This is a genomic window from Paenibacillus xylanilyticus, from assembly GCF_009664365.1.
In the GTDB taxonomy this organism is placed as follows: Bacteria; Bacillota; Bacilli; order Paenibacillales; family Paenibacillaceae; genus Paenibacillus; species Paenibacillus xylanilyticus_A.
Genome location: NZ_CP044310.1, coordinates 695,799 through 709,441 on the forward strand (window position 1 = coordinate 695,799; position 13,643 = coordinate 709,441).

Genomic DNA, 13,643 nt, shown 5'->3' on the forward strand with positions numbered 1-13,643 from the left:
CGCACGTGGCGGGGAGCTTTTCTATGTTAATGCACCAGCTTAATTGTTAATGCAATTAAGCTTTTTTCATCATTTGACGCAATACCGTTTGCAGGATACCACCGTTGTGGTAGTAGTCTACGTCAACCATGCTGTCCAGACGAGCGATAACAGGGAAGTCGAACTTGGTTCCGTCTTCGCGGGTTACCGTAACGGTCAACTCTTGTCCAGGCTTCACATCATTGCTGAGACCTGTAATGTCGTACGTTTCACGTCCGTTCAGACCGAGGCTGGACCAGCCATGGCCTTCTTGGAATTGCAGAGGCATTACGCCCATGCCCACCAGGTTACTGCGGTGGATACGCTCGAAGCTTTCTGCAATAACGGCTTTTACGCCGAGTAGGAACGTACCTTTAGCCGCCCAGTCACGGGAGCTGCCTGTACCATACTCTTTACCTGCAATAACGATCAGGTTCTGACCTTCATCCTGATACTTCATGGAAGCATCGTAGATGGACATCTCTTCATCGGTTGGCAGGTACTTCGTGATACCACCTTCCGTACCCGGAGCCACCTGGTTACGAATACGAATGTTGGCAAACGTACCGCGCATCATGACCTCATGGTTACCACGACGTGAGCCGTAGGAGTTGAAGTCTTTGCGCTCAACGCCATGCTCTTTCAGGTACAATCCGGCTGGACTGGTTGTAGCAATGTTACCCGCTGGAGAGATGTGGTCCGTTGTTACGGAGTCACCAAGCAAGGCCATTACACGTGCAGAGCGGATGTCAGCAATATCAGTCAGCTTGTCGCCAAGGTTTTGGAAGAACGGCGGGTTCTGAATGTACGTGGAGTTAGGATCCCACTCATACAGTTCGCCTTCCGGTACAGGAATGTTGTTCCAGCGCTCATTGGCTGTAAATACATTCTCGTATTTGTTGCGGAACATCTGAGCATTCAGTGAGCTTGCAATGGCATCCTTGATTTCCTCGGAGCTAGGCCAGAGGTCTTTCAGGAAGACAGGCTCGTTATTCGTATCATAACCGATTGGATCGGTAGCAAAATCAATATTGACCGTACCCGCGAGAGCGTAAGCTACCACGAGTGGAGGAGAAGCCAGATAGTTGGCTTTTACCTGAGCATGTACACGGCCTTCAAAGTTACGGTTACCGGACAATACAGCCGCTACAGTCATATCGTTCTCGGCAATCGCTTCGCTTACTTCGTCTGGCAGTGGACCGGAGTTACCGATACAAGTTGCACAGCCATAACCCGCAACGTTAAATCCAAGCTTGTCGAGATATTGGATCAGGCCTGATTTTTCAAGATACTCGGTAACAACGAGGGAACCTGGAGTCAAGCTGCTTTTCACGTAGCCTGGTTTGGTCAGACCGCGCTCAACCGCTTTTTTCGCAAGTAGACCCGCTCCGAGCATAACGCTTGGGTTGGATGTGTTGGTGCAGCTTGTGATGGCCGCAATAACAACCGCGCCTGCTTTCAGTTCGCTTGTGGAACCGTCAGGGTGCTTCACAGGCACTGTTTCTTCAATCTTCTCATCGCTCAGTCCGTATCCGCCTTTATCGACCGGAGTACGAATGATGCTGTTGAAGCTTTCTTTCATTTGCGTCAGTTCGATGCGATCCTGTGGACGCTTAGGACCTGCAAGACTCGGTACCACGGAAGCAAGATCCAGCTCGATTACATCTGTGAATTCTGGATCAACTGTGCTGGAAGTACGGAACATGCCTTGTGCTTTGTAATAAGCTTCAACCAGATCCACTTGCTCGTCGGAACGTCCTGTACTGCGCATGTAGTTCAGTGTCTCGCTATCGACAGGGAAGAAACCAATCGTAGCGCCGTATTCCGGTGCCATGTTGGCAACAGTCGCACGGTCAGCAAGGCTGATATTGGCCAGGCCTGGACCGTAGAACTCGACGAATTTGCCGACTACGCCTTTTTTACGAAGCATTTGAGTGACAGTGAGTGCCAGATCCGTAGCCGTTGCACCTTCGCTCAGGCTGCCTGTCAATTTGAAACCGATAACGTCAGGTGTTACAAAGTACAGTGGTTGACCAAGCATTCCTGCCTCGGCCTCAATACCACCAACACCCCAACCAACAACGCCGAGTCCGTTGATCATGGTGGTGTGGGAGTCCGTACCTACGAGGGAATCCGGGAACACGACGGTTTCGCCGTCAACCGTTTTAGTTGCAGCGACAGAAGCCAGGTACTCCAGGTTAACTTGGTGAACGATCCCTGTGGATGGTGGTACAGCACGGAAGTTGTTGAATGCCGTTTGTGCCCAGCGAAGGAAGCGGTAACGCTCTTCGTTACGCTCGAACTCAACCTTGATGTTGTAGTCGAGAGCGTCGTTGGTTCCGAATGCGTCAACCATAACGGAGTGGTCGATAACGAGGTCAACCGGCACGAGCGGGTTGATCTGTTTTGGATCGCCGCCTGCCTTTTTCACTGTATCGCGCATCGCAGCAAGATCCACGACAACCGGTACGCCAGTGAAGTCCTGCAGGACGATACGTGCAGGGATAAACGGAATTTCCTTGTTATTGTCACGGCCTTCTGCCCAGCCGGTAAGTTGTTTCACATGTTCTTCGGTAATTGCGCGTCCGTCGAACTGACGAACTGCTGCTTCGAGCAGCACTTTAATGGAGAAGGGAAGCTTGGAAAGGTCGCCGTAGCCGCCTTCCTGAAGAGCATCGAGACTGTAGTAGCGGTAAGACTTGCCTCCGACCTCAAGACTGCGGGCTGCGGAGAAATGGTTCTTGGCTGACATACATGTACCTCCTTAAAATGTGTCGGTGAGATGAAGATAAAGTTCATTTAAGTGGAAGAACAGGCCTTCATCGTTCCGTGTCCTTGTTCGTTGGTTTCATCAGATGAAACGTAATTTCATAATTGCAACTTTAGTATTAAGTATACCGTTTTCACCTCCGTACGTAAAGGGCTTTTTGCCTGTCCAAACAAGCTTTGCGAACAATGAAGGCGTTTTCGTGAATATTGCCTTGTTACGATACTTCCTACTGTCCAAGTCACCAATTTTCGGCACTCGATCCCTGAGCGGAACACATACAACCGGTATACGCCTCATATGAATAGAAGTAGTATGCACAGCTGAATTTTCCAGAGAGAACTCAAGTGCCAAAGGGGGACACAGGCTTGGAAAGGGAATGGAAGAGTGCCTTATACACCTATGTGAACCAGTACAACCGATGCGAAATCGACTATCGTCCACAGACGAGCGAGCGGATTGTCACGGATCCGGCATTTGTGCTGGAGCGGGGAGAGCGTATGGCCAGACTGGACGATTGGTATCGTAAACGGCGTGCAGTGCCTCTTCGCAGCGAGACCAGTGCCAAGCTTGTGCGAACGGTTACGGAAGGTCCGGAAGAATCGGTGGTGGATATTCAACTTTACAGCAGGCTTTTCTATGAGAAAAGCGGAATCACCCACCGGGAGGATCGGATTGAGAGGGAACGGTTGACCTTTATTAGGCAGGGTGGAACCTGGATGATTGGACGGGTTGAAAGAGAAGTTCCGGAGCGGCGTCCGGCAGGGGAAGGGAGACCCTTTCAGCAAGCGGATTTTGTACAGGCGATTAATCGGCCGCTGCTGAACAGGGAAGTGCTTGGCCAGGGAAGAAGTTCAAGGCAGCAATTATACCGGCGGGACCTGGCTGTTGCTTATGCAGATCGGTGGTGGAATGCGGGAAACCCCGCATTTGAGGAATTCGAGGTAGACTGCACCAATTACGTCTCCCAATGTCTCTTTGCAGGGGGAGCACCCATCCACTATACTGGTAGAAGAGAAGCGGGCTGGTGGTACAAAGGCTATGTGAACAGCACCGAAATGTGGAGCTACAGCTGGGCCGTATCCAACAGTCTCGAGCGTTATCTGGGAAGCAGCAGCTGGGGACTGACAGCAACCGAAGTGGATCGTCCGGAACAGCTGATGCTCGGAGATGTCATTCTCTACGATTGGGACGGAGACGGCAGGTTTCAGCATAGTACAGTTGTGACTGCCTTCGATGCGGGAGGCATGCCGCTTGTCAATGCACATACGGTCAGCAGTCGCCACCGCTATTGGGATTACCGGGATTCTTACGCTTGGACGGAGCGGACGGTGTACCGGCTTTTTCATATTGCAGATGAGTTCTAATGAAGCAAGATATATAGGGATTTGGTGACGTGGACATTCAGTTCCGTGTAAAATAAGCCCTAAGACAAGAATAAAATTGATGCTGATTATGCAGGTATGACGGCATCATGCACAGATAATCGGAGGTTACGCATGAGCATGGATAAATTAACAGTTGGCGTCGTTTACGGCGGGAAATCAGGGGAACACGAAGTATCGCTGCAAACGGCGTTTGCTGTAACGAACGCTTTTGATTATGAAAAATATGAATTGGTTCCTTTCTATATCTCCAAGCAGGGGACATGGAAAAAGGGAGCTGTAATGCACGCGCCATTCGCGCAGATTGAAGATCTGAAGCTGGAGCAGGCAGCAGGTGGAACCCAGGAAGCGCTGAACACGTTGTTTGCACGTCTGTATGGCGGAGAAGGTGCACTGGACGTTATGTTCCCGCTGCTGCACGGCACGTTTGGTGAGGATGGTACGATTCAGGGGATGTTCGAGATGGCGGATATGCCTTATGTGGGTGCAGGTGTACTGGCTTCAGCAGGCGGTATGGACAAAGTGGTCATGAAAAAGCTGTTTGCGCAGGCTGGAATCGACCAATGTGCCTTTACTTATTTTAATGCGACCCAGTGGAAGCAAACCGAGCACGACATGATCCTGCAAGTAGAGGAACAGCTGGGTTACCCGTGCTTCATCAAACCAGCAAACCTTGGCTCAAGCGTAGGGATCTCCAAAGCACGCAACCGGGATGAACTGAAGACGGCCGTCGAATTTGCACTGCGTTACGACACGAAGGTTGTTATTGAGGAGTTCGTTGAGGCACGCGAAGTGGAAGTGAGTGTACTTGGCAATGATGAGCCGATGGCCTCGGTGCCAGGAGAAATCGTATCCTCTGGTGAATATTATGACTATGCAGCCAAGTATATTGATGGCCAATCACAGATGCTGATTCCCGCTCCGCTGGATTCTGAAGCCGCTGATCGTATCCGTGAGGCAGCCTTGCAGGCATTCCGTGCGATTGAAGGCAATGGGATTTCCCGGGCAGATTTCTTTATTCGCAAATCGGATGGTGCATTGCTTATTAATGAAGTAAACACAATGCCTGGCTTTACGCCGTACAGCATGTATCCGTTGCTGTGGCGTGAGACAGGTGTATCGTATGCGGAACTGCTGGATCGCATGATTGAGCTGGCATTGGAGCGGTACAACCGCAAGCAAGCGCTGAACTATGAGAACGGTGTGCAGGCTTAAATTACTAGCGTTCGAATTTTAAGTTGCACTTTACCGTAGCAGACTACACAAGGAGGGGTATGGATGGGATTTCAGACTGAATTCAATTCCGTATGCAAATTCAAGAGCGAGCAGGAGCTGTTTGAACTGCTGGAATACGGCCGCGGCAAAATGGTAAAACAGGGCTTCCGGGTCTTTCCGACCGGACAGAAGGTTATTGCCTATACGCCTGATAACGTGGCTGTAGCCATCGTCAAGATCGTTGCTTCCATTGCAGAGATCAACTTCCAAGGACAGGAAGTAACGGAAGTGGAGATGCAGCTCATTCGCAAGCTGAACGAGGAAGAATCCCGTGTTCAGACTGCACTTGCGGACGAAATGTTCTTTGGTGAGCAGGCACAGGGATAAACCTTATTTCATCATATGGGACCAATGAACGGAATTGTAAGGCGAGCGATTACGGACTTTCTTTTAGGGTAAAACTTGGTTATATACAGTGACCGGAAAACCTGACGGCTGCAGATGCCAGGCAGGAATTCCGCCCTAATAGAGAGGAAGAACACCATGCTTGTACGTTTTGGTTATGTGGCGATGTCTGTGCTGGTAGAGAATGCATCCCCTTCTCGCACGATGACCATGGCCAGCTTCAAGAAAATTGATGACAGGGAGGCAGCCATTCGCAAGCTGGAACGGATTGCAGCCGAGAATTTGCATAATACGTTACGGTTGCTTAGACATAACAAGGGCAGCCATATTCATGTATATCGTTTCTCTTCCAAATTAATTCCGCTGGCGACACATGAGGATCTGATGGATTGGGATCCATTCCCGGCCCTCCAGTCCGATTTTGCTGCCATTGGTGATTTTGTGAAGGAGAACGGAATGCGTGTATCCTTCCATCCGGACCATTTTACCGTTCTAAGTACGCCTCGGGAGGAAGTGCTGCGGAACTCCATGCGTGACCTTCGTCATCATGTTCGGATGCTGGATGCCATGGGGCTGAATGCCACTGCCAAGAATAATATACATATTGGTGGTGCATACGGGGACAAGCCTAGTGCAGCGCTGCGCTTTGAAGAGAATTTTCTGAAGCTTGATCGGGATATCCAGGAACGGTTGACCCTCGAAAATGATGACAAAACATTCAACGTTCCCGAAACGCTGGCCGTGTGTCAGCATTTGGGGCTGCCGATGGTGCTGGATATTCATCATCAGTGGGTCAATAATGAAGGCGAACAGCCATGGGATTTGTGGCCTGACATATGGAAGACGTGGCAGTCACCGCTGGCGCAGGCGGATTCCCCTGCAGACCGGCCATTGCCGCCGAAAATCCACGTATCCAGTCCGAAGAGCGAAAAGGATATCCGCGGACATGCCGATGGCGTTGAAGTAGAACCTCTGCTATCCTTTTTGCGTCATATTGCTGCAGATACGCCGGAACTTGATGTCATGATCGAGGCGAAGCGCAAGGATGAAGCCCTGGTGCAGCTCATGCAGAAGCTGGCCTTCTACCACGAAGAAGGCGTGGAATGGGTGGACGAATCTACAGTCATTATCCATCCCTAGAGCCAAAAGGGGCCTGGGCAGCAAGAAACTTTACAACCGGTGAGGCGTATACTTTTAACAAGTATTTTAACTTTTCGTAGATTGATATAGAAAGTAGAGTGAACGCTTTGAATGAGAAGGAAAAAACACCTTATGTCGTGACGAGCAAAAGCTATACTGCTGTTGCCATTAATGCAGCTTCCAAAGCAGGTGAATGGATCAAGAGCCGTCTCGGAACCATAGGCGAGCCTGGAACCAAATATTCGCCGCAGGATCTTGTGACCGAAGTGGACAAAGGAGCGGAGCAGATGATCCGCCGCCTGATTCTTACCCACTTTCCAGGCCATGCCATTCTCGGTGAAGAGGGCGTTGAACCCGGACCGGAAGCTTCAGCCAAAGCACTGAAAGAGGCTCAGGAAGAAGAATTCCTCTGGATTGTGGACCCAGTGGACGGCACAACGAATTTTGTCCATGGATTTCCGTTTTATTCGGTGTCTATTGCCCTGGCTCATCATGGTGAGGTCATTGTAGGGGTCATTTACGATCCTTCCAGAGATGAACTATTTGTAGCTGAAAAAGGAAAAGGGGCATACGTCCACGGCAACCGTATGGCTGTATCCAATGAACAGAGCCTCGGCCAGAGCCTGGTCGCAGTGGGCTTCCCGGCTGATACTACCTATGCCCTGCCAGTCAATATGGCCGCTGTACAGGCTCTTGCACCGCAAGTGCGAAGCCTGCGTGCAGGTGGATCAGCAGCGCTGCATTTGGCATATGTTGCTGCAGGACGCCTTAGTGCATACACCGAAGTTGGACTGAAACCTTGGGATATTGCGGCAGGTGCCCTGCTTGTTGAGGAATCTGGCGGCAAGGTCACCGATACAATCGGAACACCTTATCAGTTGTCTGTCAGTCATGTGGTTGCCACGAACGGCAAAATTCATGATGCACTGACAGAGGTACTCAAGGAAGCCAAAGCAACCGGTTTGGAGTGAGTTTATTAATTTCTTAAATGATTCAACAAACGTATATTGCACATAAACGAGGGTCAGAAAAAATCTGGAGAAGCGAAGTTAAAAGCTTTCTGAAAGAAAGCTGCTTCGGAAGCATAAACCAGCCTTTATCCCCGAATTTTTCCCTTTGAAAAGAAGACAAGAAAATTTGGGGATAACAGCGATCGGAAGATTGTTCTGGCCAACGAATTGTAGGTTCAATAGTATTTGGTTGTACATTTATGAACTTAATTGAAGGAGCGATGAACGATGGATGAATCCAAGGAACTGGAACGACGTTTGAGTGAAATGCTGACTGAAGGGGAGATGGAAGAGTCCGGCGACGCGGACAAGCGTGAACGCCAGCTGATTCCTCCCAAATATGAGGTGCGCATTCAGACGGAAACGGACCCGATTGTCCAGGAAACGTTGATGTACCGGAATATGGCACGTGAAGTGGACGATCGGTATGATCGTTATCTGGAACGATCTGTCGAGAAAAATAACGCTGCAGATACGGAAAAGAAAGACCACTAAATCACCGTTGTAACAAGCGAAACAAAGCAAGAATTATAGGTTAACAGGCTTCCCGCAGAGGGGAGTCTGTTGTTTTGTGAGCAGACTGATGTCGTACGACATCTCTATCTTTTAATGCTAGAATAGAAGTGTGGTGAACTTCTGCCACTGGAGAAGAATCTGTGTAATAAAGTTCAAGTTATTATCTTATAGATGAGAAAAAGGAGTGTTCCCACGAATGAAGCGTACACGTACATGGAATAACACGTCGGCTGCATTGACAGCATGTATGCTGGCTGGAATGATGCTGTTTGCATCAACGGCATTACCGGCACATGCAGCGGATACAAGCACCAGTACATTACCTGCCGGTACAACAACGGGTGCCGCCAATGTGAAGAAGGATGCTGCAGCTGTAACGAAGGCGTTCAGAATCGTTACTTTGGGAGATTCGATTACGGTAGGATACGAGCCGAATGCTAAAGGCCTGCCTTATGGTTATGTAGAGCGTTTGCAGGAGCAAGGGCTGCTCCATGGCCGTACTCAGGTGGATAACTATGGTATAGCCGGCTTGAAGAGCATTGGATTGAAGAACTTTATCTCTGCAATAAATGAAGGCAAAACATTGACCTCTGCAGCCATTCAGCCGAATTTGCCAGATCCAAGAGCGGGGCAGATGGGAGCCAACATTGCTGCAATCCGCGAGAGCGTCGCAGGAGCCAATCTCGTAGCGATTACGATTGGAGGTAATGATGTATCCGAACTGCTGGGCACAGCTAATACCCTAAGTGACTCGGAATTGGAAGCTAAGGTGAAGGAGCTGCTGGCATCGTATACCGCAAATGTCAGCGAGGTCATCAATACAATTCATGCCATTAATCCCGGCGCCCAAATTGTCATTGCCGACCAGTATCAGCCTATGCCTGAAGTAGCGGGCAAAGCGTTATATGCCAAGCTCATGGAAGCATCCGAAGGTTTTACGGCAACCATTGACGGCATTGCATCCCAATTCACCGCACAGGGGATGGATGTAAAAGTGGCACATGTAGCCAAGGAGTTTGTTGGCGGCGAGGGAACCATGACCCATATGATCAAGGATCGTGATTTTCACCCGAACCAGTTTGGTTACGAAGCGATCGCCAAGGTCTTTGCAGAAACGATCTGGGGCGATTATACCAAACTGACCGCGCCAGCAGCAGGTGAACCGATGAACATCATCGTTAGCGGCAAAACGTTGAACACGCCGTATAAACCCATCATTCGCAATGGGAAAAATTTTGTGGCGATTCAGGACATCGTGAACGCTGTAGGGGCTACCACGGTTTGGGACAATAAAACCTCCACGGCAACCATTACATACGGAGACCGTAAGGTCGCTGTGAAGATTGGGGCAAATGCGGTTCAGGTGAATGGCGCATCTGTTGCCGTAGATACACCTGCGTTCCTGAACAAGGTAGGCAAGGAGTCCAAAACATACGTGCCACTGGCCATGGTAGCTGAAGGTCTTGGCTTTGATGTGCAATATGTGGCGAAGTTGAAGACGGTATTCGTTAATCCATAAGCCAATGTGAAGCTATTTTATCGAGAAGCCGGGTTGATCTAACGATCAATCCGGCTTCTTTTCGAAGTGCCTTTGAATAGGACGCTATATGTTGCATAAATATGACTTGTCATCTGCCCATGGATGTGTAAATATGAAAATAACTTACAGTAGAACGAGACTCTCACACCTGCCTGCACCCTTCGCTGGGCCAAAGGAGCGCTTTGGATGAGAAAAATTAAAAACGCTTTCACATCGCTGCCGATCCATCACAAAACCATTCTTCTCATCGGATTTTTGATGCTGATCAGCTTCACCTTTTATGTTTCTGTCCTAGGGTATGTATTCAGAATCTATGATCGTCAAATCTATGAGAAGTCGTCCCAGGTACTGAATATGTCTTCTGTGGGCATCGAGAATCAGCTGCGCGAAATCGCCAATCTTTCCTTCAAGGTCATGTCGGACGAGGCGCTCCAGCAGTACCTTCTGCAGTTGGATAAGGCAGAATCCGGATACGAGAAAAATGGGCTGCTCAAAAAGATAACCAACCGACTTGTCGCATATGCAGGATCGGAGAAGTACATCTATTCCATGATATTTATCGATAATGATCAGAACGTTATGGCTGCGGGGAACCGCGAGGGAATATCAGAGTCCATGCAGACGGAACTGATTGCACTCGGACAGCAGTATTCAGGATCCAATGCATGGTATACGAGTGGAGATCAGCAAGCCAGGCTGATATCGGTTAGGCAGGTCAAGTCTTTTACAGGTGGGGCCTTTACCTTGGAGAAGCTCGGAACGCTGATTATTCGGGTACGGCTGGATCGTATTGTTCAGGATCAGATGCAGCACCCCGCTGAGGATTCGCAGCTGCTGATTACGGATGGGCGAGAGGTGATCTATCCCACACAATCGTCAGTGACCGATTCCGAGTTGGAATCCGAATTGAAGCGGACACAGCCTTACGGGATTTCCATGTTTGAACAAGGTAGAAATTTCGTCGCTCGTGCACATTCGTCCTATACGGATTGGGTGTACCTTTATATGACGCCGTTTGACCAGATGTTTAAGCAGATACAGTTTGTCAAACAATTGGTTACTGTCATCTTCTTTATGATTTTGCTGGTGGCACTTGTGTTCGGAGCCAAGCTGTCCCGCAGCATTACACAGCCGATCGCCCAGTTGATCAAGAAGATGCGCAACATTGAAAAGGGTGATCTGGATAAGCTGGAGGAGGCTGCTCTGGGCAATGTTCCGGTATCTTCCCAAAATGAAGTGGGGCTGCTCCATCGAACATTCAAAATGATGCTGCAGCGCATCAGGGAACTGATTGACGAGAATTATGCGAAGCAGCTGGTCATTCGGGAGACAGAGTTGAAAGCGCTTCAAGCACAGATCAATCCTCATTTCCTCTATAACACGCTGGAGTCCATTAACTGGCTGGCCAAAGTACAGAAGCAGCGGCAAATTTCCGAAATGGTCGAGGCACTCGGCTTCCTGCTGCGCAGTTCAGTGAATATGTCCGAGAAGTGGATCACGCTGGAAAGGGAGCTGGATATCGTCCGCAGCTATGTGACCATTCAGCGCACGCGATTTGAGGAAAGGCTTGATTTTGATATGGATATCGCTCCTGAGGTGGGGAGTGCACGACTTCCGAAGCTAACGTTACAGCCTTTGGTGGAGAACGCTATTCACTATGCGCTTGAACCGAGTATACACCCGTGTAAAATTCGGATTCGAGCCAGAGCAGAAGATGACAAGATTATCATTGAAGTAGAGGATGACGGACCGGGCATGACGCCGGAGTTTTTGGAGCAACTGCAGGAAGGACGCATTCAGACAAGAGGGCAAGGCATAGGTTTATCCAACATCCAGGAACGGATCAGGCTGACCTTCGGTGAGGAGGGCAGCATGGTCATGAGCAGTAATCCCGGTGCCGGGACCGTAGTATCGATCAGAATACCTTGGATCAGAGAGGACGATGACGATGTACAAAGTGATGCTCGTAGATGACGAACGTGTGATTTTGGAGGGGATCTCCCAAGTGGTGGATTGGGCGGCAGCCGGTACGGAATTGGTGGACACCGCCAGGAATGGGATTGAGGCATTGGACAAAATCGGTCATTCCAGACCTGATATTATTATTACCGATATATCCATGCCGGGCTTGGATGGACTGGGACTTATAGAAAAGGCTTCTGAAGCCTACCCGGGCCTACGGTTTATCATGCTGTCCGGGTACAAAGAGTTTGAATATGCGCGCCGGGCCATGCAATATGGCGTGAAGCATTACTTGCTGAAGCCCTGCAATGAAAATCAGATTCATGATGCCCTGTCGGAACTGCTTCAAGAGCATCAGGATGCACAGGTAAAAGAGCATGTGGCTGGGGAAATGAAACAACGGCTGCAAAGGGTACTTCCCCATGTAAAAGAACAATTTTTGCTCGAGTTCATGACCAATCGGACATATGGTCCAGTCGACCTGGAGTATTATCAGGAGCTGTTCAATCTGAAACTCGAAGCAAGTCAAGTTCGCTTGTTATTGTTCCATATCTCGGACGAACATGACTACAGTCATTTGTTTGCCATCAAGAACATTGCCAGTGATCTGCTGCCGTATGTTTTATTAAGCACAACCATTGAAGGCAAGCTGCTGATTCTGCTGGAGGATTCGGCTGATTACACTGACTTAAGGGAGAGAATTGAGGAAGTGAGAGCGGCCTTTACCAGGCTCTATAAATTACAGGTGACGGCCGCACTTAGCGAAGCGGACCACATGGTCCAGTCACGGCGTCTGTATCGTGAGGCGCTGCAATGTCTGAACCATCGCTTTTTCATCGGAGAAGGCAAATTGATCACGAAGAATGATGTAGCCATTGCCGGGGAATGTGAAGGTGTGCATGCCGAGCAGGATGCCGAACAATTGTGCCAACTGATTAAGTCGGGGAATAGCGAGGAAGCCAGTGCCGAAGTTGATCGCCTGTTTGAGCGTTTAGCCGGACAGCAGCTTGATATTGAGGTCACCCGATCTTATGTTGTTCAGCTCTATTCAGCCATGATTCACGTCTGTCCGCCTGAAGAGGCCACGGAGTTTACGCAGCGGATGGCAGAGCTTCCCCACATGGATACCTTGTCCGGACTGAAGTCTTTTATCGCCAACAGCACAGCCAATCTGACCTCCGGTTATTATAAAAATCATATAAGCCGTCAGTCTTCCGCTGTGGAGAAGATGATGGATATTGTAGATAAACACTACGGTGAGGCTGATCTTTCACTGAATGGTGTTGCCCATCAGATGCTGTATATGAATCCGGATTACCTGGGCAAAATTTTCAAAAAAGTAACAGGAGAAAACTTCTCCAACTATGTGAATCGTCTGCGCATTGAGCGTGCATGTGAGCACATTCGCCGAGGCGGGGATGTAAAGGTATTTGAGCTTGCGGAACTGTTCGGCTTCGGAGGCAATTCGCAATATTTCAGTCAGGTGTTCAAAAAGTGGACCGGCATGACACCAACCGAATACAGAAGATCCGGCATATAACAATTAATTGCCGCTCCTTGGACGTTGTATGAGGGGGACAAACAACACCGTGAAGGGTGAATGTTGTCCTCCTCTGTTTTTTGAACCAACAAGACGGATTTGTGTATTCAACTCTGGTCGTACATTTGCGAAAATGACAATATCA

At 49.4% G+C, this 13,643-nt stretch carries 10 protein-coding genes; 9 read left to right on the forward strand and 1 reads right to left on the reverse strand.

What is annotated here, in order from left to right; translation table 11 throughout:
* Positions 1–55: 55 nt before the first annotated feature.
* Complete coding sequence (gene acnA / locus F4V51_RS03295) at positions 56–2,770, reverse strand: aconitate hydratase AcnA (RefSeq protein ID WP_153976837.1); 2,715 nt, start codon at positions 2,768–2,770, stop codon at positions 56–58.
* Positions 2,771–3,153: 383 nt separating this feature from the next.
* Here acnA and F4V51_RS03300 point away from each other — a divergent pair, with 383 nt between their 5' ends.
* The 9 genes from F4V51_RS03300 to F4V51_RS03340 all read left to right on the forward strand — a co-directional run bounded on the left by F4V51_RS03300 (position 3,154) and on the right by F4V51_RS03340 (position 13,498).
* A complete protein-coding gene (locus F4V51_RS03300) occupies positions 3,154–4,152 on the forward strand; it encodes an amidase domain-containing protein (protein ID WP_153976838.1) in 999 nt (332 codons plus the stop codon).
* A gap of 132 nt (positions 4,153–4,284) precedes the next feature.
* On the forward strand, positions 4,285–5,385 hold the full coding sequence (locus F4V51_RS03305; protein ID WP_153976839.1) for a D-alanine--D-alanine ligase: 1,101 nt from the start codon (positions 4,285–4,287) through the stop codon (positions 5,383–5,385).
* A gap of 63 nt (positions 5,386–5,448) precedes the next feature.
* Positions 5,449–5,772, forward strand: a complete 324-nt coding sequence (locus tag F4V51_RS03310; RefSeq protein ID WP_095362127.1) for a hypothetical protein — start codon at positions 5,449–5,451, stop codon at positions 5,770–5,772.
* Between the two features lie 156 nt (positions 5,773–5,928).
* On the forward strand, positions 5,929–6,930 hold the full coding sequence (uvsE, locus tag F4V51_RS03315; RefSeq protein WP_127540723.1) for a UV DNA damage repair endonuclease UvsE: 1,002 nt from the start codon (positions 5,929–5,931) through the stop codon (positions 6,928–6,930).
* A gap of 107 nt (positions 6,931–7,037) precedes the next feature.
* Complete coding sequence (locus F4V51_RS03320) at positions 7,038–7,901, forward strand: inositol monophosphatase family protein (RefSeq protein ID WP_416226507.1); 864 nt, start codon at positions 7,038–7,040, stop codon at positions 7,899–7,901.
* Positions 7,902–8,168: 267 nt separating this feature from the next.
* The gene (locus F4V51_RS03325; RefSeq protein WP_153976841.1) at positions 8,169–8,435 is read left to right on the forward strand and encodes a hypothetical protein; all 267 of its coding nucleotides are present in this window, start codon (positions 8,169–8,171) and stop codon (positions 8,433–8,435) included.
* A 217-nt stretch (positions 8,436–8,652) separates the two neighbouring features.
* Positions 8,653–9,975 carry an SGNH/GDSL hydrolase family protein gene (locus tag F4V51_RS03330; protein WP_153976842.1) on the forward strand — a complete coding sequence of 441 codons (1,323 nt, stop codon included), beginning with the start codon at positions 8,653–8,655 and terminating at the stop codon, positions 9,973–9,975.
* Between the two features lie 207 nt (positions 9,976–10,182).
* On the forward strand, positions 10,183–11,970 hold the full coding sequence (locus tag F4V51_RS03335; protein WP_153976843.1) for a sensor histidine kinase: 1,788 nt from the start codon (positions 10,183–10,185) through the stop codon (positions 11,968–11,970).
* Positions 11,945–13,498: a response regulator transcription factor gene (locus F4V51_RS03340; protein ID WP_153976844.1), complete on the forward strand. Its 1,554-nt coding sequence runs from the start codon at positions 11,945–11,947 to the stop codon at positions 13,496–13,498. Before F4V51_RS03335 ends, F4V51_RS03340 begins: the two co-directional genes overlap by 26 nt.
* Positions 13,499–13,643 lie beyond the last annotated feature (145 nt).

Bases quoted from the DNA above. Each gene is read 5' to 3' on its own strand.
- uvsE (WP_127540723.1), top strand. From the start codon at position 5,929: ATGCTTGTACGTTTTGGTTATGTGGCGATGTCTGTGCTGGTAGAGAAT.
- F4V51_RS03340 (WP_153976844.1), top strand. From the start codon at position 11,945: ATGTACAAAGTGATGCTCGTAGATGACGAACGTGTGATTTTGGAGGGG.
- F4V51_RS03330 (WP_153976842.1), top strand. From the start codon at position 8,653: ATGAAGCGTACACGTACATGGAATAACACGTCGGCTGCATTGACAGCA.
- F4V51_RS03325 (WP_153976841.1), top strand. From the start codon at position 8,169: ATGGATGAATCCAAGGAACTGGAACGACGTTTGAGTGAAATGCTGACT.
- F4V51_RS03310 (WP_095362127.1), top strand. From the start codon at position 5,449: ATGGGATTTCAGACTGAATTCAATTCCGTATGCAAATTCAAGAGCGAG.
- acnA (WP_153976837.1), bottom strand. From the start codon at position 2,770: ATGTCAGCCAAGAACCATTTCTCCGCAGCCCGCAGTCTTGAGGTCGGA.
- F4V51_RS03335 (WP_153976843.1), top strand. From the start codon at position 10,183: ATGAGAAAAATTAAAAACGCTTTCACATCGCTGCCGATCCATCACAAA.
- F4V51_RS03305 (WP_153976839.1), top strand. From the start codon at position 4,285: ATGAGCATGGATAAATTAACAGTTGGCGTCGTTTACGGCGGGAAATCA.